Annotated in this window: 22 protein-coding genes and 1 pseudogene; 12 read left to right on the forward strand and 11 right to left on the reverse strand. The window is 36.6% G+C overall.

Annotation, left to right across the window (positions count from 1 at the left end; genetic code table 11):
* Nucleotides 1-185 precede the first annotated feature (185 nt).
* Nucleotides 186-605: pseudogene (locus K2F26_RS20105) on the forward strand (adenylate/guanylate cyclase domain-containing protein); the annotation flags it as partial.
* A gap of 345 nt (nucleotides 606-950) precedes the next feature.
* The gene (locus tag K2F26_RS20110; protein WP_220609210.1) at nucleotides 951-1,439 is read left to right on the forward strand and encodes a hypothetical protein; all 489 of its coding nucleotides are present in this window, start codon (nucleotides 951-953) and stop codon (nucleotides 1,437-1,439) included.
* An 873-nt stretch (nucleotides 1,440-2,312) separates the two neighbouring features.
* Here the strand turns inward: K2F26_RS20110 and K2F26_RS20115 are convergent.
* From K2F26_RS20115 to K2F26_RS20125, 3 genes are all read right to left on the reverse strand, one after another.
* A complete protein-coding gene (locus tag K2F26_RS20115) occupies nucleotides 2,313-2,600 on the reverse strand; it encodes a TMEM165/GDT1 family protein (protein WP_096572675.1) in 288 nt (95 codons plus the stop codon).
* Between the two features lie 41 nt (nucleotides 2,601-2,641).
* Nucleotides 2,642-2,989, reverse strand: a complete 348-nt coding sequence (locus K2F26_RS20120; RefSeq protein ID WP_437441061.1) for a TMEM165/GDT1 family protein — start codon at nucleotides 2,987-2,989, stop codon at nucleotides 2,642-2,644.
* A 113-nt stretch (nucleotides 2,990-3,102) separates the two neighbouring features.
* Complete coding sequence (locus K2F26_RS20125) at nucleotides 3,103-3,459, reverse strand: YkgJ family cysteine cluster protein (protein ID WP_220609212.1); 357 nt, start codon at nucleotides 3,457-3,459, stop codon at nucleotides 3,103-3,105.
* Nucleotides 3,460-3,713: 254 nt separating this feature from the next.
* Here K2F26_RS20125 and psb30 point away from each other — a divergent pair, with 254 nt between their 5' ends.
* Nucleotides 3,714-3,833, forward strand: a complete 120-nt coding sequence (gene psb30, locus K2F26_RS20130) for a photosystem II reaction center protein Ycf12/Psb30 (RefSeq protein ID WP_009342523.1) — start codon at nucleotides 3,714-3,716, stop codon at nucleotides 3,831-3,833.
* Between the two features lie 64 nt (nucleotides 3,834-3,897).
* Here psb30 and K2F26_RS20135 read toward each other — a convergent pair whose 3' ends face one another.
* The 5 genes from K2F26_RS20135 to K2F26_RS20155 form a co-directional block, all read right to left on the reverse strand.
* Complete coding sequence (locus K2F26_RS20135) at nucleotides 3,898-4,269, reverse strand: hypothetical protein (RefSeq protein WP_246605425.1); 372 nt, start codon at nucleotides 4,267-4,269, stop codon at nucleotides 3,898-3,900.
* Between the two features lie 160 nt (nucleotides 4,270-4,429).
* On the reverse strand, nucleotides 4,430-4,825 hold the full coding sequence (locus tag K2F26_RS20140) for a papain fold toxin domain-containing protein (protein ID WP_220609213.1): 396 nt from the start codon (nucleotides 4,823-4,825) through the stop codon (nucleotides 4,430-4,432).
* A gap of 23 nt (nucleotides 4,826-4,848) precedes the next feature.
* Nucleotides 4,849-6,921, reverse strand: coding sequence for a single-stranded-DNA-specific exonuclease RecJ (gene recJ, locus K2F26_RS20145; RefSeq protein WP_220609214.1), 2,073 nt, complete (start codon nucleotides 6,919-6,921; stop codon nucleotides 4,849-4,851).
* A 620-nt stretch (nucleotides 6,922-7,541) separates the two neighbouring features.
* Nucleotides 7,542-7,781, reverse strand: a complete 240-nt coding sequence (locus K2F26_RS20150) for a hypothetical protein (RefSeq protein ID WP_246605632.1) — start codon at nucleotides 7,779-7,781, stop codon at nucleotides 7,542-7,544.
* A gap of 162 nt (nucleotides 7,782-7,943) precedes the next feature.
* Complete coding sequence (locus K2F26_RS20155; protein ID WP_220609215.1) at nucleotides 7,944-9,062, reverse strand: serine/threonine-protein kinase; 1,119 nt, start codon at nucleotides 9,060-9,062, stop codon at nucleotides 7,944-7,946.
* A 204-nt stretch (nucleotides 9,063-9,266) separates the two neighbouring features.
* Here K2F26_RS20155 and larE point away from each other — a divergent pair, with 204 nt between their 5' ends.
* The gene (larE, locus tag K2F26_RS20160; protein WP_220609216.1) at nucleotides 9,267-10,088 is read left to right on the forward strand and encodes an ATP-dependent sacrificial sulfur transferase LarE; all 822 of its coding nucleotides are present in this window, start codon (nucleotides 9,267-9,269) and stop codon (nucleotides 10,086-10,088) included.
* Nucleotides 10,089-10,425: 337 nt separating this feature from the next.
* Complete coding sequence (locus K2F26_RS20165) at nucleotides 10,426-10,638, forward strand: hypothetical protein (RefSeq protein WP_220609217.1); 213 nt, start codon at nucleotides 10,426-10,428, stop codon at nucleotides 10,636-10,638.
* A 126-nt stretch (nucleotides 10,639-10,764) separates the two neighbouring features.
* Here K2F26_RS20165 and K2F26_RS20170 read toward each other — a convergent pair whose 3' ends face one another.
* From K2F26_RS20170 to ubiE, 3 genes are all read right to left on the reverse strand, one after another.
* On the reverse strand, nucleotides 10,765-10,938 hold the full coding sequence (locus tag K2F26_RS20170; protein WP_220609218.1) for a hypothetical protein: 174 nt from the start codon (nucleotides 10,936-10,938) through the stop codon (nucleotides 10,765-10,767).
* Between the two features lie 400 nt (nucleotides 10,939-11,338).
* Nucleotides 11,339-12,574 (reverse strand): DUF445 domain-containing protein, encoded by a 1,236-nt coding sequence (locus K2F26_RS20175; protein ID WP_194053952.1) that lies wholly within the window; start codon nucleotides 12,572-12,574, stop codon nucleotides 11,339-11,341.
* A gap of 157 nt (nucleotides 12,575-12,731) precedes the next feature.
* On the reverse strand, nucleotides 12,732-13,442 hold the full coding sequence (ubiE, locus tag K2F26_RS20180; RefSeq protein WP_220609219.1) for a bifunctional demethylmenaquinone methyltransferase/2-methoxy-6-polyprenyl-1,4-benzoquinol methylase UbiE: 711 nt from the start codon (nucleotides 13,440-13,442) through the stop codon (nucleotides 12,732-12,734).
* 379 nt (nucleotides 13,443-13,821) lie between these two features.
* Here ubiE and K2F26_RS20185 point away from each other — a divergent pair, with 379 nt between their 5' ends.
* The 7 genes from K2F26_RS20185 (at nucleotide 13,822) to K2F26_RS20215 (ending at nucleotide 20,873) form a co-directional block, all read left to right on the forward strand.
* Nucleotides 13,822-14,907, forward strand: coding sequence for a RuBisCO accumulation factor 1 (locus tag K2F26_RS20185; RefSeq protein WP_220609220.1), 1,086 nt, complete (start codon nucleotides 13,822-13,824; stop codon nucleotides 14,905-14,907).
* Between the two features lie 109 nt (nucleotides 14,908-15,016).
* Nucleotides 15,017-17,353 (forward strand): ATP-dependent helicase, encoded by a 2,337-nt coding sequence (locus tag K2F26_RS20190; protein ID WP_220609221.1) that lies wholly within the window; start codon nucleotides 15,017-15,019, stop codon nucleotides 17,351-17,353.
* A gap of 165 nt (nucleotides 17,354-17,518) precedes the next feature.
* The gene (locus K2F26_RS20195) at nucleotides 17,519-18,487 is read left to right on the forward strand and encodes a DUF8738 domain-containing protein (RefSeq protein ID WP_220609222.1); all 969 of its coding nucleotides are present in this window, start codon (nucleotides 17,519-17,521) and stop codon (nucleotides 18,485-18,487) included.
* 191 nt (nucleotides 18,488-18,678) lie between these two features.
* Complete coding sequence (gene rpmI / locus K2F26_RS20200) at nucleotides 18,679-18,876, forward strand: 50S ribosomal protein L35 (RefSeq protein WP_096567982.1); 198 nt, start codon at nucleotides 18,679-18,681, stop codon at nucleotides 18,874-18,876.
* Nucleotides 18,877-18,897: 21 nt separating this feature from the next.
* Nucleotides 18,898-19,254 carry a 50S ribosomal protein L20 gene (gene rplT, locus K2F26_RS20205; RefSeq protein ID WP_220609223.1) on the forward strand — a complete coding sequence of 119 codons (357 nt, stop codon included), beginning with the start codon at nucleotides 18,898-18,900 and terminating at the stop codon, nucleotides 19,252-19,254.
* Nucleotides 19,255-19,416: 162 nt separating this feature from the next.
* A complete protein-coding gene (locus tag K2F26_RS20210) occupies nucleotides 19,417-20,202 on the forward strand; it encodes a transporter substrate-binding domain-containing protein (RefSeq protein ID WP_220609224.1) in 786 nt (261 codons plus the stop codon).
* 146 nt (nucleotides 20,203-20,348) lie between these two features.
* Complete coding sequence (locus K2F26_RS20215; protein WP_220609225.1) at nucleotides 20,349-20,873, forward strand: tetratricopeptide repeat protein; 525 nt, start codon at nucleotides 20,349-20,351, stop codon at nucleotides 20,871-20,873.
* The last annotated feature ends 5 nt before the right edge of the window (nucleotides 20,874-20,878 follow it).

Consider the following 20,878-nt stretch of genomic DNA (forward strand, 5'->3'; position numbering starts at 1 on the left):
CGGTGTTTATTTTTTTTAACTAAAGATTTATGTATAAATAAAACCGAAAATTTACGATTTTCTGACAAATTTCAATTCCCCTTTGAATTGAGCAAAATGGTTATTTTCAAATTTGTTCTCAAAACAAAGTTTTTTATCTTCTTCGTGGCTACACCACCCTCACAGAAAATATGCAAGCTGAGGAAGTTGGTGATGGTGTTAACCTTGGTTCTCGACTAGAAAGTATTAGCAAACAATATGGTTGCGATATTATCATCAGCGACAATACCTATAACTTCTGTAGTGGTGATATTTGGGCTAGGGAACTAGATTTAATTCGTGTTAAAGGCAGAAATGAGCCTGTATCTATCTATGAGTTGATTGGGATGCGTTTTGATCCAATTAATGACACCAAACAAGAACTAATTAAACATTATCAGAAAGGAAGAGAGTATTATCTGCAACGTCAGTTTTCACTGGCTCAAATGGAATTTGTCACAGCTTTAACTGCTGATAATAATGATAAAGCCTCAATGTTATATCTGAGTCGTTGTCAACATTGGTTACAAACACCTCCCACAGATACAACTTGGGATGATGGTGTTTGGACTTTTAATGAAAAATAAAAGTCAGCCGTCAGCTATTCAGTAGTTCAGGAGAAAGAATTAGTTTTTCTCCCTATCTCCCCAGTCTCCAGTTCCCAGTCAGTAGAAGGAAATAATACTGTCTAGTATCTCAAAGCTGATTACTGAAAGCTGATAGCTGAATACTTACGATATTTAGCCCAAGTTTTGGTTTTGTAATTGTTCTTATTATTGGGTAATAAAACTTAAAAAAACAAAATAAAACAATTAAAAAAAATTATAAAAATGTTGCATATAGTCTTGTTTGTAACAGTTAATTTATATTTGTTGTCAAAGTGGTTTTCTTAGTTAGAAACTAGAAATAGATTTAACAAAGCAATTATTGTTATGAACACTATTTCTAACCTGGAATTAAAACGCTCAACTTGGCAAACCGCCATAATGTTGACTTTGGGCTTTTGGCTAAGTTCTAGTCTAGTATTAGATTGGGTAATTATGCCTAGTCTTTACATTACTGGCATGATGAACGAAGCGAATTTTACCACTGCTGGATATGCAATTTTTTGGAATTTTAACCGCTTAGAATTACTAGCTGCTGCTGTCGTCTTGACTTCTGTACTGGTTACTTGCAAGACTAAATCTAATTGGTATTTGGGCAGTATATTTTTATCTTGCTTGCTGTTAACAATAGCTTTGCTGGATACCTATTTTCTAACTCCGCAAATGTGCGCTTTGGGTAGCAATTTTAGTCTATTTGCCAGTGCGGGTGATGTTCCCTACAGCATGAATTTACTGCATGGTAGTTATTTTATGCTGGAAGTTTTGAAAGTATTAGCCGCTGGGGTGCTGTTAAATCGCTGTTGGAAAGAAGCTTAAGGGACTTTTAGGAAATAAATTATCCAATCTTGTGGGATGGGCTTCTAGCCCGTCCGGGTTTAAAGGCAGGCTGTCCGGCCTACCCCACAATAATTAATTGAATATTTTTTTATTTGGAAGTCGCGAAAATGATAACTCAACGAATGTAAATCGTAGCTACACAGACAAAACCTGCGAAGGCGGGTTTTTTATTCTTTACTAATTGATAATTTTCCTGATTAATTCTAACCATTGATTACCAATTTCTGTTAATTGTCTATCTGCTTCTTCTTCAGATATATCTTCATCAGTAGTAGTAAAATTATTCAAAGTAGATTTTAAATAACTTCCTGAACTTCCTGAACCTGCACCTACTAATTCTTTAACTAATTCTTTAAAAGCAATTAATTAAAGTAGAAGTCGGGGATCTGAAATCTGCGTTCATCTGTATTTAATTTTGTCAGAATCAGGATGTCCAGGATTTAAGGATGTACAGGATGGGGTTATTTGCGAGGATCAAGATTTTGACTTTTGATGATTTTGAGGTGTAGAAGATTGTTTTTTATGATATGATTAATGATTAGTTGTTAGATTCAGGAATAATTAACAGTTAATCAAATAATATCCTGTAAATCCTCTAATCCTGGGTATCCTGATTCTGAAAAAAGGCGAATAATCTATGAGTTCTATTAATTTACAATTATCATCGGATTTAATTCAAGCAGGTGAGTAAGCTATTCTTCAAGAATTAGGGGTAAATACAAACCTATATGAACAAGTTTTACAACAAGCAGGAAAATAAATCAAAAACATCCTGAAAATCCTTAAATCCTGAAAATACTAATTCCGACAAAAAGGGTTTAGCACTGCTAAACCCCTACCGACTCCTGCTATTTAATCAGATTCAGTTTCACTACTAGGTAAAAGTAGACGAATAGCCAGAATAGCAAACCCCACAGCAGCGATCGCCTTTAAAATTCTTGTAGGGAATAACTCTGCAACTGCACCCCCAGCTAATGCTCCCAGTAAACTGGTTAATACTAAAGCACCTGCTGTACCGAAAAATATCGCTTTTCGTGATTGACCTTGACCAGAAAGAGCGATCGCTGCTAACTGACTTTTATCTCCCAACTCAGAGAGAAAAACTGTAATAAAGCTGAGTCCTAAAAGATTCCAATCCATTTTATTTGCTCAAACTACTAATGACTAATAACTAATGACTACTAACCAACAAACACATCCCAAAACAACATTACAGAAATCAACAGCAACATCACCCCTGCTGACTTTTCCACAGTTTTCGGACTCAGTTTACTCGCAATAAAACCGCCAAGCAGCACACCTAATAAACTGGTAGTAACTAAAGCAGTTCCCGAACCCAGAAACACTAACCAAGGTGCATGAGATTCGGCACTCATCAATAATGTTGATAATTGGGTTTTATCACCAATTTCCGCTAAAAATATGGTAATGAAGGTAGTCCCCAACACCATCCATACTGATTGCTGCTTTTTGTTTGTAGGTTGAGCAGAATTTTCTGGTGCTGATGACTGGGTGACAGATTCAGTAATGGTTACAGGTTGAGTGTCAAGTTTCACGGGTGTTAATCTTTTCACTAAGTGGTTTTCATATTCTTTTCATTTTCTCATAATGTTGTCATCAATGGCAACTTGTGAACAGAAAATTAAAGTATAAAACCCACAGCTTGATCAAACCGGATCATTTCCAAACTGCGATCGCCATAAATACTTTCAATCTGCTGATGACAACAATCAATCGCAAAATCATTTAGTTCTTCTGCTTCAATACCAAACATATCCTCAAAAGTATCAACCTGGACTCGACAAAAACGCGGACGATCAGCATAAATAGTACATTCTCGCGTTTCGTGGTTAAAATTCACACACCAACCATCCTCACCTACCATACTGAGATAAAGTCCCAGTTCCTCTGGTGAAAGATACTCTTCTAAGTCTGGGCGTTCTGTAGGATCAAGATGACAGCACGCACCACAGTTTTTTACACATTGCCAAGTAGCCATAATATACCTCTGGTAGTAGGTGACAGGTGACAGGTGACAGGTGACAGTAGGGAAGAGGGAGGAGCAGGTGGGGAGGTAGGGGAAGATTAATAACCCAGTCCCCAGTCCCCAATCCCCAATTCCCTGTTTACATTTTTATGTACTTTCCTATAATTTTGTTAAGTAACTTAAAACTTTCTGCCCCTATCCAGATATGATCTAATGCGGGCTTTGCATTTAAGTTATTGAATTTTTTAAAACCGTTTGGAGGCAAAATGGAAGCTTTAGCCAATATTAATTGGGAAGTTGTGTTTCAATTAACCTGTGTAGCATTAATTGTACTTGCAGGACCAGCAGTAATTTTTGTACTCGCATTTCGCAACGGCGATCTCTAAGTTGGGTAATGGGTAATTGGTAATTGGTAATTGGTAAAAATTTAGACTATTTATCAATTATCAATTACCCATGTACTACAGTTTCTAATCCTTCTTTTTCTTTTTCCTTAATTTGATATTTATCTTTGTCTATATTTCTCTGTTTAAACTCATCCAGTAATTTAAAAAAATATTCAAATCCTGCTTTTTCATCTTGACAATAAAGCATAATTATTTTTGCCCAAGAAGTAACAGTTTTAACTCCTAGTTTATTCTGCAACCAAGGCTGAAACTCTCCATAAAAATCATCATCTTCCGCTGATAGCGCATTTCCTAACTCGCTGCGAGCATATTCATAACCTACTAAAAACATAAATAGATCACTAACTGAAGGACGACCTATATACAATCCTGGTTTGGTTCTCACTTTTTCTAAAACTTCAAAAACGCTACTCATAATATTCTCCCATTTATCTCCATGTTATCCTATCTTTATAACTCATCTAAGAGGGTGTTTGAAAAGTTTTGGATCGTGATTTTAGGCACCCCTCTGATCCCCCCTAACCCCCCTTAAAAAGGGGGGAACTAAAGTCAAAGTCCCCCTTTTCAAGGGGGATTTAGGGGGATCTATAAATATTTGATACACCATCAGCGACTTTTAAAACATCCTCTAACTCTTCTATATAAAATCCACCACTTCTGCAAGAAAAATCTTTGATCCACAAATCACGAGGTAATCCGTGACTGGAAAGATTGTCAAACACTAATCCTAAAACTTCAACTCCATAATGAATACCATTATCTGTGATAGATTCATTAGGGCTGCAACGTTCACTAATTATAAAAAAGTCATTTCGTCTTTTAGTCCTTATTTGAATAATTTTTCCCTCAATGCGATTTAATTTTAACCATAGCATAACTGCTTGAGCGCATTTGTCACATTGCAAGTTGGTAAATTGTGAGGCAATTTCGCCAATTTTTTCATAAACCTCCTCCTCAGATAAATTACTCACTCACACCCCCTATTTTATCAGCACTAACTCACCACTATCAAAGCCTGAATCGCAGCTTGAATAATACCATCATATTGGGGTAAAGATAAATCAACCTGTTTAGCATCTTCACGACTTAAACCTAAGAGACCTATTTTATTCTCAGGCTGCATAACTAATACCTTACCTTCACTATTTTTAATTCTCAACTCTGCACCATTACCATTTTGATAAATACCACAGATATATTGACGTTGTTTATATTCAAACTTTGTCGTTTGAGAAATTTTTGATGCAGTAAATAAATTTTCCACCTGCTGCGGAATTTTTACCCCCACTAATTCTAATTGCAAATTATTATTACCATTATAATTATTTTCACCCAATTTGTAAGCAACATCAATTCTAGATGGTAAAGGAAAATAATCACCCCACCGCCAAGCTATAGCTGGAATTTCATATCTTTGATTATCTATAACTTGCCCCAAAACTAATTTAATATGACCTTTGCCAACTATTTGTTGTTGAATAACTTGAACATTAGGAGTCCAAAATAGAGGACTAGGATTTTCAATTCCGCAAGGATGAAGAATATTTAACTGTTGAAATAAATCTCTATTGATTTGATTAAAATTTGCTTGAGCATCAATTTTTAGTAAAGGTTTCAGATGTTGAATTTCTAAACATTGATTAGCAAAATCAGATAAACGTAATCTAAAACTTTCTAAATTATCAGATGGTAAAGAAAAACCCCCTGCGGCTTTATGTCCTCCATATTTACTTAATAAATCATCACTGTATTCTAAAGCCTTAAATACATGAAATTCAGGTATTCCCCTTGCAGAACCACGAATTACACCCTCACCTTCAAAAGTACCAATAAAAACCGGAACGCCATAACGCTCAACCAAACGAGAAGCAACAATACCAATTACACCATGATGCCAATTTTCTTTAATAACTACTAAAACCCGGTTTTTAGGTAAATCTTCTACATACAAATCTTCCACTAATGATATTGCTTCCTGTTCAATTTCCTCACACATTTTTTGACGTTCAGAATTAATTTGTTCACACTGCATCGCTCTTTCTAGAGCTATTCCCATATCATCAGTAGTTAACAATTCTATCACAGTTTGCGGGTTGCCAATTCTCCCAATAGCATTAATTCTTGGTCCCAAACGAAAACCAATATCATCAGGTTTTAAGGATTTTGGATTTTGGGTTTTGGATTTTAGATCAGATTGTGAATTACTTTCTATTTCTCCTTCACTGGGTTGAACTCCAGCAACTTGAATTAAAGCTTGTACACCTGGTAAAGTAGACTTAGGTAATAACTTTAAACCCCGTTTTACCCAACGACGATTTACACCAGTTAAAGGAGCTAAATCAGCAATAGTTCCCAAAGTAAATAAAGCTAACATGGGGTGAACTAAACCTTTCAATTCTCCCATTTGTTGAGCTAAAGAAACAGCTAAAATATAAGCCACACCCACACCAGCAACACCCCGATAAGGAGAAGATTCATCTATTAATTTCGGGTTGAGAATAGCATTAGCTGGTGGTAATTCTTTGGGAATATCATGATGATCTGTGATAATAACTTTTAAACCTAATTCTCTCGCTCTAGCAATAGGTTCAAAAGCTGCAATACCATTATCTACCGTGAGAATTAAACCTACACCTTCACTCTTGAATTCTTCCACAATGCGTTTATTAATTCCATAACCTTCGTGCATCCGACTAGGGATAGCATAATCAACATTTGCACCCAAAGCACGGAGACTTCGCAATAATAAAGCAGTGCTAGTCATCCCATCTGCGTCATAGTCACCACAGATAGCAATTTTTTCTTGATTTTTAATAGCACTTTCTAATAATTCTACACTTACCGCTAAATCGGGAAAATCTTCCAAAGGAGAAGGTAAATTTAAACTTTCAGGATTGATAAATTTTTCTGCTGCTTCTGGTGTTTCCATTCCCCGATTAATCACCAACTGACTGATAATGGGGGAAATATTAGTGAAACTAGCTACTTTTGTAGCTAATTCTATATTTGCTGGAGCAATTTGCCAACGTTGATGAGGTAAACGTTTAATATTTTGGTTATTAGTCATCGGTGATTGAGATTATTTTATAATATATTTTAGTTGGGTATTTTTTGTCTGAATCAGGATGTCCAGGATTATAGGATTTTCAAGATGTTATTGTTGAATTTTCATTATTTGTCTGAATCACGATGTCCAGGATTATAGGATTTTCAGGATGTTATTGTTGAATTTTCATTATTTGTCTGAATCAGGATGTCCAGGATTATAGGATTTTCAAGATGTTATTGTTGAATTTTCTGTTTACATCATAGCATCAAGATTTAAAGATATTATATCATTATTTAATCTATATTTATCCTTTTTTTATAAACAAAAAATTACATCCTGTACATCCTTTCATCCTGGATATCCTGATTCAGACAAAAAGACAGAAAATCAAACCATAAATTAAACAATTACATCCTGTCAATCCTTTCATCCTGGATATCCTGATATGGCTAACGCCACGCTTCGCTATCAGACAACAAAAATATAATAACTACACTTACGCATATTTGTAAAGAGTTGACCAAGTAAATTTTTCTAAATTTATGTATTTAAATGTAGATTTTTTTATCAAAATGTAGATAAAAAAAGCGAATATAATTCGCCTAGTTTCTCAATGCTGAAATGTAAATTTTCAGAGATTAAAACACATTCACCCGACCATCATTGAGAATATAAAGAGAGCGATAACCAGGAAACTTATTACTAGGACGCAATTCTAAACGCAAAGTCCCAAAATTTGGTTTAGAAATATTAGCATCTAAAGACCTACCTGTATCATCCCAAAACAACAGAGAAAAATTAAGGGCTGTAGCATTTTCTTGAACATAATAGACTCCTAAAATGATTATGTAAATTTGATTTTTATATTTGGCTCTCATAGACTAGATATGAAAACTTAATACTAATACCCACTTGTATCCATTATTTAAAAAGGGATTCAATAAAACCAAAATGAATTTTTATTAAATATGTAATTTTGTATTCATGGAATCCTTGTAAATAAATGTTTTCAATTATTATTTTTTATTAAATTATCATACTCACTCTGGCGCTGGGAGAGACTCATATAGAGATGTTGTTGGTTGTGGGGTTGCAGATGGAGTTGATGGGGTAATTGTCGATAGTGGTTCTCGTTGGATTTTCAACCAATATCCCAGCCAACCAGATCCTAAAAGCACACCTAAAAGAATTAGTAATTGTGGTATCAGTTTCGGTTTGGGAGTTTGTGAGTTTTGTAGAGTTTGTGAGTTTTGCGGAGGTACTCTAGAAGGTACTTGTGGTTTTTGTAAAGCGAGTAAAACTGAGTCAGCTGATTGATAACGATCTTGATATTCTAGTTGTAATAACTTATCTAGAATTTGCCCTAACTCCAAACTAACAGATTGCTGTAAATGCTTAGGCCATTCTTTCACCCAACTATAACCTTGGGTTTTCCATAAATTCCAAGGATGAATCCCACTCATTAAATGAAAACAACTTGCACCTAAACTAAATAAATCACTAGCAGGATAAACTTGTCTATCTTCCATTTGTTCCAAAGACGCATAACCAAAACTCCCAATTACCGTACCTGGACGCATTGTTCCCTGGAGTTGTTTAGATGCACCAAAATCAATCAAGAATAATTTACCGTCACTCTGACGACGCATAATATTTTCTGGTTTAATATCTCGATGAATGATATTTTGACTATGAACAATTTTGAGAACTGGTAATAGATCAAGTAATAATTCGCGAATTTTTCTATCGTTAAAATTTCCTTTGTTTGCTAACTCAATTAATAAATTCTCTCCATCAATAAATTCTTGAATTAAATACAGACAGTCATTTTCATCAAAATATGCTTGTAGTTGAGGAATTTGGGGATGTTTGAGGTCTTTGAGTCGCCTTGCTTCTTCTGCAAATAGTTCCTTAGCTTTATTTAATGCGTAGGTATTTTGGGTTTGGGGTGCAAATTGCTTAATTACGCACTTTTCGTTTAATTTGTCAATATCTTCTGCTAGATAAGTTTTCCCAAAACCCCCACCACCCAAGGGTTTAATGGGATGATAATGGTTTCTCAGGATGATTAAAGGAACACCACAGTTAGGACAAAATTTGGTTGTGTTGGGAACTGGAGGATTATGGCAATCTGGATTTAGACAACATATCTGAGACATGGGTGAGTTTTGGTAGATACGTTGAGTTCTATACAAGCATATACCAATTTATTCCTTTTATTCCTTCCAGTCTCTGACTGGAAATATTGTTAAAAACCCTAAAATCTGGGAAATCCCATCCAGCAAATCTGTAAATCCTGTAAATCCTGATTCAGACATTATTTCTATAATAGGATTGATCAGGTGTTATAGGATTTTAACCAAATGACAATAGCAGAAAAACTAGAACAGTTAAAAGCCTTATTTGCGGAAATGGAACAGGCATTAATAGCCTATTCTGGGGGAGTTGATAGTACATTAGTTGCGAAAATTGCTTATGATGTATTAGGCGATCGCGCTTTAGCTGTAACAGCGGTTTCTCCTTCCCTACTACCAGAAGAATTAGCAGACGCAACAGCACAAGCAGCAACTATTGGGATAGCGCATAAAATCGTTCATACCCACGAAATGGAAAATCCCAACTACACATCAAACCCAGTTAACCGCTGCTATTTTTGCAAAAGTGAATTGCACGACACACTCAAGCCCCTAGCTTTAGAGTTAGGATATCCTTATGTGGTAGATGGAGTCAACGCCGATGATTTACATGATTATCGTCCTGGAATCCAAGCCGCAAAAGAACGAGGTGCGCGATCGCCCCTAGCAGAAATAGGTGTCACCAAAGCCGAAGTGCGTCAACTTTCCCAACAACTGAGTTTACCTTGGTGGGATAAACCTGCCCAACCATGTTTAAGCTCTCGCTTTCCCTACGGTGAAGAAATTACCATCGCCAAATTACAGCGAGTTGGTAGAGCAGAAATTTATCTCAGAAATTTAGGATGGGATAACCTGCGGGTACGTTCCGAAGGAGACACAGCCAGAATTGAACTACCACCAGAAAAAATAGCAGATTTTGTCTTAAAAACAGATTTACCTACCCTTGTCAGCACATTTCAAAATCTAGGATTTATTTACGTCACCTTAGATTTAGAAGGTTATCGCAGTGGTAAATTAAACCAAGTTTTACAACAAATTCCAGCTACATAAAATCAACAATTGATTGACTCTTACTATTCTCTTCTTACTGTCACCAATCACCAATCACCAATCACCAATCACCAATCACCAGTCATCTGCCTCATAGCCTTCATCGTTTTTTCTTTCCTTGTAAGGACTCACTGCTTTTCCTTATGACAACCCTATTGGGCTGAATTCAGGAAAATTCTACTTTCCTTACGCGGTATCAAGATCCCCCATGAGAATGTAGTTTACAATATATAAGTATAAAAAATCACAAATTACAAAATATTAAAAAAATATTGTTAAATTTTATTCTATATACAATAACGTCGTTTAAAGTGCTAAGATTTATGCGAAGTCATTAATGTTTCCTTTTATTTCCGTGGCTAGAGCTAGTACCGCAATTGGCGTAAGTCCAATCATTAAAGAGACTGTGCAAAAACAGGCACATTCTACTCGTTTGACCTTAAAAGAGGTTATTCTCATGGGGATGTTGGCAATTGATAAGCTAGACGATCAAGGTCGTCAAGAATTGGCTGATCAAGTGCATAAAATGCAAGTAGATGGCGAAATCTGAATCTTTATTGAGCAGTCTAAACTCTAAAGTCTCTAGTGCAGCAAAATCATCTGTATTCAAGACAAGAGAAAAACCACGACTTATCAAATATTGACTCTGAGCCAAGTCATAAGCAACTTCTCCTTATCAATCAGCTTCATTGATTTCCAAAGATCCTCTGTGGTGTTGTTGAGTAATATCAACAAAACCCGTTCTTTGGGAAAAAGCGAAGGGGTCTAAAAATAGATCCCCTTCATCGGTTAACAACTTAATAAAGAACTCAGCGAAACTCTGAAGATAACGAACTGGATGAAATTTCATTACCGCTGGTTTACCAACAAGTAAATCAGCACTACTACATCCAGATTGGCAATTTATAGCAAATTCGGCTAAATTGCCTTTTGGTTTGGTTATCCTTTGATTATTTCCCTGATATCTTGTGTCCGTCAGGACGAATATCGGCTTTATAGCACTTCTTGAGTCAATTTCATGTACTCTCGCTATAAAGCGATAAAATACACCAACAGCTTATGTTGAGTACGGGGGTTTCTAGATCCCCCAATCAAAATTTTTTCACAATAGATATAGTTGTTCGTGGTGATTGGTAATTGGTAATTGGTGATTCAATTTTGGATTTTGGATTTTGTTCATTCCAATCTAAAATCTAAAATCTAAAATCTAAAATTTTCTTCCCCAGTCCCCAGTCCCCAGTTCCCAGTCCCTAATATCGACTGAAAATTAAAAATCCTACCTGAAATAACCCGACAACAAAACCTAAAATACCGCCTAAAGTCACAATTGCCTGTAATTCATTCTTGACAATTCCTTCAATTGCTGCTTCTAAATCAGCAGGTGAAGTTGATTTTACTCTGTCAACAATCACTTGATCTATAGATAAAATGGGAATTACCTGGGCGACAATTGCTTCTAAATCTTTTTCTAAATACTTTTCTAAAATTAAAGCTAACTCTTGAGACACTACTTCTAAAGAAGTATTAACCACTGGTGAATTTCGCAAACGATTTAACAGCAAGACAGCAATATTTTCCCAGTCCGCTGATTCAGTTAATTCCTGTAACAAATTGCTACCACTCTTTTGTAAGTAATGGCGTACACTTTCCCTAGTGGTTTTTCTGAGTTGGCGAACTGTACCAACGGGTAAGTTTTGTAAAGATAAATCTTGTAATAATTTTTTGAGGCGATCGCGCATTTGCAAATCTTGGATTAATTCTTCTAATCGTTTATTTGTAGCCTCTTTTTCATCTAAACAAAAAGTTCTTAACCGAGTCAGAGTATTACGTAAACCAAATAAATTAGCAACTACCCAATAAGTACCGCTGGTTTTTTCACGAAAGCTATCATCAATAGTTTGAATAGTCCTATCTGTTAAAAAATCAACTATTGCCTGTCTTAAAACATCCGGTGGTAAAACAACTTGCAACAACCAATCAGCTAACCGTGTAGATTGTTCTTCAGTGAGTTGAAATTCCAGTAATATTTGATCAAAAATTTGGTTGATTTGCGCTTCTAAAAAATTTTCCTGTCTGGCCAAAACCTTCAGGAGACGGGGTAAAGACTCTCCCAGCAAATCCCGTAAAATTCCCGCCACAATTTTGGCACTTTTCTGGTTTTTATCACCTTGGATTTGTTCAATCGCCAACTTCAATAACCAGAGGATTGCCCCTTGTACCCGTTCTGTTTGTAAGAGACGCTTCGCCAGCTTTTGCAATTCATCTGGCGTTAACAGCGATCCCATAATGGTATTAGAAATATTTTTTGCCAACCGCTCCTGATTGCGGGGAATCAACCCAGGAGTAAAAGGCACTCTGCGCCCCAGAATATAAATAGCTCGATAGGGGCGAAACAGCATTTTGATGGCTATATCATTGGTGAAATAGCCGATAATTCCACCCAGAATTGGGGGTGATACATAAAGCCAAAGATGTGACCAATCCACAGGATTTTGGATTAGGGAAAGAGGACAGGTGACAGGTGACAGGTGACAGGTGACAGGTGACAGTTATCGAGGTTGACTGTTCACTGCTCACTGTTTCCTGACTCCCAACTAGCAACTGAAAATTAGTTAGTAATTACAAATTATCAATTATCAATTATCAATTATCAATTACCAACACTCCCATCATACCGTTAGAAATGGGGTAATGTGTGGCGTTGACAAAACCTACTTTTTGTGCTATCGCTACTTGCTCTTTACCGATGGGGAAACGGTCTAAACTGGGACTAATATAAGCGTATTCTTCTTTAACACCTAAATTAGTTGCCAGGGGAACGACGAGGTTATCTAAATACCACTGCTGAAAAGCGCGGAATGTTTCGTTACTAGGGCGATGAAAATCTAAAATTGCTGCTTTACCACCGGGTTTGAGAACGCGATATATTTCTTGGAGACTGCGGGGAATATCTTTCACGTTTCTTAAACCATAGCCCATTGTGATGGCATCAAATTGATGGTCGTCAAAGGGTAAATTAAGAACATCAGCTTCTATCCAAGTGATCGGAGGTTGGGGGTAATATCTCTGACAGCGTTCTTTGGCAGTTGCGAGTAAGTTACAGGAAAAGTCTACACCATAAACTTTTCCCGTCATTCCTGCGCGTCGCGCCAATCTAAAGGTTAAATCACCACTACCACAGCATAAATCTAAACAGGTATCTCCGGGTTTTGCTCCACTCCATTTAACGGTCATTTCTTTCCAGATCCGGTGTTGTCCTAAACTTAACCAATCGTTTAATTGGTCATACACCGGGGCTATCCGGTCAAAAATGTTACGAATTTTGTTGCTGAAGGGTGGTTGATAGTTGGTCATCCGATTTTAGATTTTGGATTTTGGATTTTGGATTTATTTTAGGTTGGTAATGGGTAATTGGTAATTGGTAATTGGTAATGGGTAATGGGTAATGGGTACGTTCACGACTACTGAATTGAGAGCGCACTTGCTCAATTTCGAGATTTGTGTTATCAATAAATTTCTTTATATGTTCTTCACAATTTTGTGATATTCCATACACAGCAGAGTTGAAAATCCTGATTTTTAGCAATTCAACATCAACCAAGCTGTGAAACGAACAACCTCAATTTAAAATCCAAAATCCATAATCTAAAATTCGCAAATTTAAGGGATAATTAAGAGCTTAATTACTAATCACCATCTTAAATTGAAGTTTGCACTTTTGATACTTAGGATTATGACTGAATTACCATCGAACACACAAGATACCGGGAATGCTGCTAATGATACAGCACAAGAATTATTAGTCAAACTGAGACAAAAACAAGGTAACTGGGTGGAATGGGGAGTAGCGATCGCCTATCTCCAAAAAAACGGTTACAATCCCCAAGAAATCTTTGAAGCCACTGGATTTGAGCCAATCCAACAAAATCAGGTGATTGTTGGCGCTCAAGTTTACAGTTCTTTAGAAAAGTTTGGTGCATCGGAAGCAACACGGGCATACTACGGTACAAGAGCTAGTGATATTCTTTATGAACTGCGTTTACTGACTCAAGAGGACAGAGCAGCAGCGGCTGATTTGATTTTTTTACATAAACTGGATGTAGACGAAGCGCGGGAAGTTGCTAAAGCAATTAAAGATTTTTCTCGTTTTTCTACCCCACCACAAGGTTTTACCAACGATCCAGGGGATGCAGTAGCTTATCAAGCTTGGAAATTAGCCAGGCAGAACTCGGATTTACAAGAGCGATCGCGCTTAATTGCTAAGGGTTTGCGTTTTGTTCACTCTCCCACAGCTAGGAAACAAATCGAACAATTATTAACTGATTTTACCGTAGTTCCCCAACGTCCCGCCCCCATTCTACCCTTTTTTCGGCTGGAGTCAGATGAAGAACTACCCCGCCTTGTACCCGTAGTTGGTGAATTACCATTAACACCTCAAACTGTAAAAGCTGTACCCATAATTACAGAAATTGAACCATTTAAAATTGTCAAATTCGCTGGAGAACAAGCTTGGGTAGCTTTACCAGGTTGGCAAGTGTTACGATCTGCGGAAGATCCAGTAGTAATTATTGCTAGTAGCGATATTTTCCCCAACCCAAATCAAACGAAAATAGAACCTGTTTTAGTTGTGATAGATCGCAATCAAAGAGATTGGGATGCTTCTAGTTACTTTGCCTTTGATAATTCTGGAGAAGTTGATTTTCAATGGTTTGAAACTGCACCAGAAAATACCTTGTTAGGTAAAGTTATTATCATTTTACGTCCTAAGAAAGTTCTCGATGAAGAATTTACCAAAGATGCTTGGCAAATTGATGAGTAAAAATTGATAATTGATAATTGATAATTGATAATTGGTGAATGGTTAATCAGTTGTATGATTCCCTATCAAATATCAACTATCAAATATCAACTATTACCAATTATGAATTATGAACTATGAATTAGCTGTCAGCAAATTAAGAGAAAATATTAACAAAATTCGTGAAAGTTTGCGACCTGGACAAACACAAATGGCAGACTGGGAAACAGGACCATTGGCTGTATCTGCTGTTCCGGGTGCTGGTAAATCTACGGGTATGGCTGCTGCTGCTGCAATTGCTATAGCTCGTCAATATGAGGATTCTGTCAATACTGGTAAAAATTATCGCCGTCAGTTGGTAGTTGTTACTTTTACCCGTTCTGCTGCTGCGAACCTAAAATTAAAAATCCGCGACAAGTTAAAAGAATTATCCTTACCGCAAACAGGTTTTGTTGTTTATACCTTACACGGTTTAGCCTTAAATATTGCCAGTCGTCATCCTGATTTATCAGGGTTACATTTAGATGAAGTCAAATTAATTACTCCTAATCAAAGTCATCGCTTCATTAGAATAGCGGTAGAACAATGGATAAATAACCATCCTGCACTATATCGCCGCTTGTTAGAAGGTCAGCAATTTGACGGAGAAGAAACAGAAAAATTGCGTCGTCAGTCAGTGCTGAGAACGGAAGTATTACCAGATTTGGCTTATACCGTGATTCATGAAGCTAAAAGTTCGGGAATATTACCGGAAAAACTTTATTTATGGAGTGAAAAAAGTCAAGATCCCTATCAAATTTTACGCATTGCGGCGGGATTGTATGAACAATATCAAAAAATCATGAAATTACAGGATTTCATTGACTATGATGATATGATTTTAGGAGCATTACAGGTATTACAAAATAAGAGCGCCTTACAGGTTGAAAAAAATAAAATTTTCGCAGTTTTTGAAGATGAAGCCCAAGATTCTAGTCAACTACAAACACAACTTTTAGAAATATTAGCAAGTGAGGAAAATGAAAATGGAGATGAAAATAATGTAAATAAATCGAAATTGAATTTAGTTAGAGTTGGTGATCCTAACCAAGCGATTAACTCAACTTTCACCCCTGCTGATCCGATTTATTTTCGTGAATTTTGTGAAAATTGTCATGTAAATCAAAGATTAGCAACAATGAATCAAGCAGGGCGTAGTAGTAGAATTATTATTGATGCTGCTAACTTTGCTTTGGAATGGGTAAATAGTCATTGGTTAGCAACAAATAAAAACAGACAAACGCCATTTTTAGATCAAAAAATTGAGGCGGTTAATGTTGATGATCCTCAACCAGATGCTAATCCCGCACCAGTGGGAAAAGGCTTAGAATTATATAGTCCGCGTGACATTTATCAGACAGTTGAGTTAATTTCTCAGAGATTTGTAGAATTATTTAAGGAAAATTCCCAAGCCAGTGCTGCTGTATTAGTAAGAGAAAATCGCCAAGGTAGATGGTTAGCAGAAGCCTTAGAACCGATATTTAAAGAACATAAAATTAAACTTCATGATGTGGGAGAACAAGAAAGACGTTCTCATGTAACTCAAGAGATTTTATCATTATTACAATTTTGCGATCGCCCCCATTCTCCTGATTATTTAAAAGCTACCTTAGAGGTTTTAGTACAACGTCAATTAATTCCCACCCAAGATATTAACACCCTTGCTATTTTACCAGAAGAATTTTTATATCCTGGACCATTAGCAACTCCCCAAACAGAAACAGTACAAAAAGCTGCTCATTTATGTCGAAGTTTGCTTCGCGCTCGTTTAGAATTACCACTTTATCAAATCATTTCTTTTTTAGCTTTAACATTAAAATATGATCAAGCAGAATTAGCCACAGCAGACAAACTTGCAGAAAGAGTCAACCTGCAAATGTTCGGTAATAATTCAATGGTTACAATGCTTTCTGCTTTAAGTGAAATTGTCAATTCTGAACGATTTGAACCAGTAGATACAGACAATTTAGAAGAACAATATACCAAAAAAGGACAACTAACAATTATCACCATGCACAAAGCCAAAGGGCTAGACTGGGATTATGTATTTTTGCCTTTTTTACATGAAAATTTAATTCCTGGAAGTTTTTGGGTTCCTCCCCAAAGTCAATTTTTAGGTGATTTTACATTATCAGAAGTAGCACGCGCCCAAATTCGTGCAGCACTCCATCAAAAAGGAGAAAATATACCCAATATTAGCCAAGCTTGGGAAGATGCAAAATATCTGAAAATGGCTGAAGAATATCGTTTACTTTATGTTGCTATGACTAGGGCTAAAAAGTTATTATGGATGTCTGCGGCTCAACAAGCACCCTTTACATGGAGTAAACCGAATAATTTACAAGCTTCTCCTCCTTGTCCGGTATTTGCTGCTTTAAAACGTCAGTTTTCCGAAAATGTGATGAATTTAGCTGTAGTTTCCAAGTGATACAGCATTTGCACAAAACAGAACGAAAGTAGGGGTAATTCATGAATTACCCCTACCCAAGAATCAGGTTTTTATTCAAATCTTGCGTCAGTTCATAGGGAACAAATTACGGGCAAAAACAGTATATAAGTTTATCTATGTTGTACAGATTAGGCGGAAAAAATTATGTTATCACAGATGAAAAATAACGGTAACTTATCGAAATCAATTGTTTGTACTTTGGCTTTAACAGGTTTGCTGATTGGTGGAATCCATATCAGTAATAATAATACAGTATTGGCTATTCCCAGAACCCAACAAACACAAATAGCCCAAAATACTTTACCTAGAAATATTTCTGAGGCGGTGTTAAGAGATGCTTCTGTGCGTTCTAGGGTACAAGTATCTGATTTGAAAATTTCTCAGGTGACTCAGACTACTTTTAGTAACCGTTGTATTTTTGAGTTTAAAAAGGGTTGCACTAAAGAATATAAACCAATTCAGGGCTGGGTTGTAGTTGTGAAGGTAAAAGAGCAATCTTGGACTTATCATGTTAGTCAAGCTTCGCAAATTGTGATTGAGCCAAATATTAATTTTTTTAATGCTTCTCAATTGCCAAGAAATATTGCTAGTAAGGTTTTAAATGATGTTGCTAATCGTTCTGGTGTAAAAAGAAATGCTCTGAGAATTTCTAGTTCCACATCTAAAATATTTAGTAATTCCTGTGTGTTCAATTTTGGTGAAGTTTGTGCTGAAATTTATCAACCTGTAGAAGGTTGGGTTGTAGTGGTGAAGGTAAAAGAGCAATCTTGGATTTATCATGTAAATAAGTCTGGTTCGCAAGTTGTAATTGATCCGAAAATTAAAGCTAATGAGGGTTATAAATTACCAGAAAAAATTGCCGAGAAAGTTTTGAATGATGCTTATCAACGTTCTCGTTTACAAACTACAGGTATCACAATTACCCGTACTGTGCAAAAAACTTTTAGTAATTCCTGTGTGTTTAATTTTGGTGAAATCTGTACTCAGCAATATGATCCTATTGAGGGTTGGGAAGTGGTTCTCAAAGTGAACAATCAATTTTGGACTTATCATGTAGATCGTACAGGTTCACGCATTGTTTTAGATCCCAAGGTGGCAGCTACTTTGAGGTGACAGGTGACAGATTGACAGATGATAGGTGACAGGTGACAGGTGACAGCAGAGATGGGGAGATGGGGAGAAATTTCTTTACCTATTCCCTGTTCCCTCTGATAACTGATAGCTGCTGTAATTATTGGAAAATGTTGGTTAATCTGATTCCTCTTAGTATATAATGAGGGATTGTGTCGATTCAAAGCCATCCCATGCCTAAACTCAAGACTCGCAAGGCAGCAGCGAAAAGATTCCGCGCCACTGGCAGCGGTAAAATCGTGCGTCGTAAACCTTTCAAAAATCACTTGTTAGAGCATAAGTCCTCTAGCAAAAAGAACAATTTGTCTAAAATGGCAGTTGTCCATGAACGCGACGAAGAAAACGTGCGTTTAATGCTTCCATATTTGTAAATCCTTCAGGTACTGTAAAAAATGACTCGTGTAAAACGCGGTAATGTAGCTCGTAAACGCCGCAATAAAATTCTCAAATTAGCTAAGGGTTTTCGTGGTTCTCACTCTACTCTGTTTAGAACCGCTAACCAACAGGTGATGAAGGCGCTTCGCAGTGCGTACCGCGATCGCAAAAAGAAAAAGCGCGATTTTCGTCGTCTGTGGATCACCCGTATTAACGCGGCTTCTAGACAACATGGTTTGAGCTATAGCCAATTAATTGGCAATCTGAAAAAAGCTAATGTTGATCTAAACCGTAAAATGTTGGCACAGTTGGCAGTTCTTGATCCTGCAAGCTTCGCTAAAGTGGCTGAACTGGCAAACTCTGTCAAAGGATAAAGGTGGCAACGGATGAATAACGGATGTAACAGATAGCTCCTTCGGAAAATTAAAAATTAAAAATTAAAAATTAAAAATTCAAATTTTGAATTTGACAGTTTGAATTTTTAATGGGAGCGTATCGCTTAGACGCAGCGTCTCGTAGGAAAACGAAGGTCAATTATGAATCGGTTACATCTGGTATTATCCGCTACCTTGATTATCGTTTGTTGCCTGTTCTATGGGGAGATAGATTTGGTTGCTTCTGCGGCGACTATGGCAGAAATTCAGCAACGAGGCTATTTAACTGTGGCGGTTAAGGATAACATCCGTCCTTTGGGATTTAGAGATGAAAACGGCAATTTACAAGGGTTAGAGATTGATTTAGCCAAGCGTTTGGCTAGTGATTTGTTAGGTAAACAGGATGCGGTGAAGTTGCAACCTGTAGCTAATAGCGATCGCTTACCTGCTGTTTTTAATCATCAAGTGGATATGGCGATCGCCAGAGTTACCGCCACTGAATCACGCTCCCGCATAGTTAGCTTCAGTGTTCCTTACTATTATGATGGGGCAGCAATAGTTACAAAAAATACCGCTATCAAGAAACTGCAAGATTTAGGAAAACGTAAAATTGGTGTTCTCAATCACTCCAGCACTATCTCATACATAAAATACTTTATACCTAATGCTGAATTAGTCGGTGTTAATTCCTACGCTCAGGGAAGAGAGCAGATAGAAAGCGGTAAAGTGGATGCTTTTGGGGCTGATGTCAGCGTTTTAAGCGGTTGGGTGCAAGAATATCCCCAATATCAAATATTGCCCACCAAACTATCAACAGAACCATTATCTGTAGTCATGCCCAAAGGATTGCAGTATGATCAATTAAGGCGAGGAGTAAATGAAGCGATCGCTCGTTACACAACCACAGGTTGGCTCAAACAACGCACAAACTATTGGGGACTAGAATAATTGATAATTGATAATTGATAATTGATAATTGATAATTGATAAGGGAGAAATTTTTATTGTTAATTCTTAATTTATTTATTTTCCCACTTTACCATAAAATTGATCATAGATACAAGAATCACATTTAATATTTGTATTTGTAGCCAATGGATAAAAATTTAGCAATAGTTTATCTTTCAGTCTTCGTCGGGTTGCTCCTATTTGCGGGTGTGACTGTTTTTCGTCAGATTTTAAAAACTCGCAAACTAGAAAGTTCACTTTCCCGGTTAAAAAGCAAGTTGACAAAAGAAAAAGGTACTGCTCAAGAATATTACGAATTAGCCAGTATTTATTCTGAAAAAAAAGTTTTTACCCAGGCTATACCCCTATTTCAAAAAGCTATCAAAGCCGCCGAAGAAGAGGGAGAAGAAGATATAGCCCCAGTTTACAATGGTTTGGGATATGTTTATTTTTCCCAAGAACAATATGACTTAGCAATTCGGCAGTATAAAGAAGCTCTGAAATTGAAACCTGATTATGTAACAGCCTTAAATAATCTTGGACACGCTTACGAAAAGAAAAAATTAACTGCTCAGGCGTTGGAAATGTATGAAACCGCACTAAAAATTGCACCCAATAACGCCATAGCTAAACGTCGTGCTGAATCTTTGCGGAGATTAGTTTCTGCATAATATGA

Source organism: Sphaerospermopsis torques-reginae ITEP-024 (genome assembly GCF_019598945.1).
GTDB lineage: Bacteria > Cyanobacteriota > Cyanobacteriia > Cyanobacteriales > Nostocaceae > Sphaerospermopsis.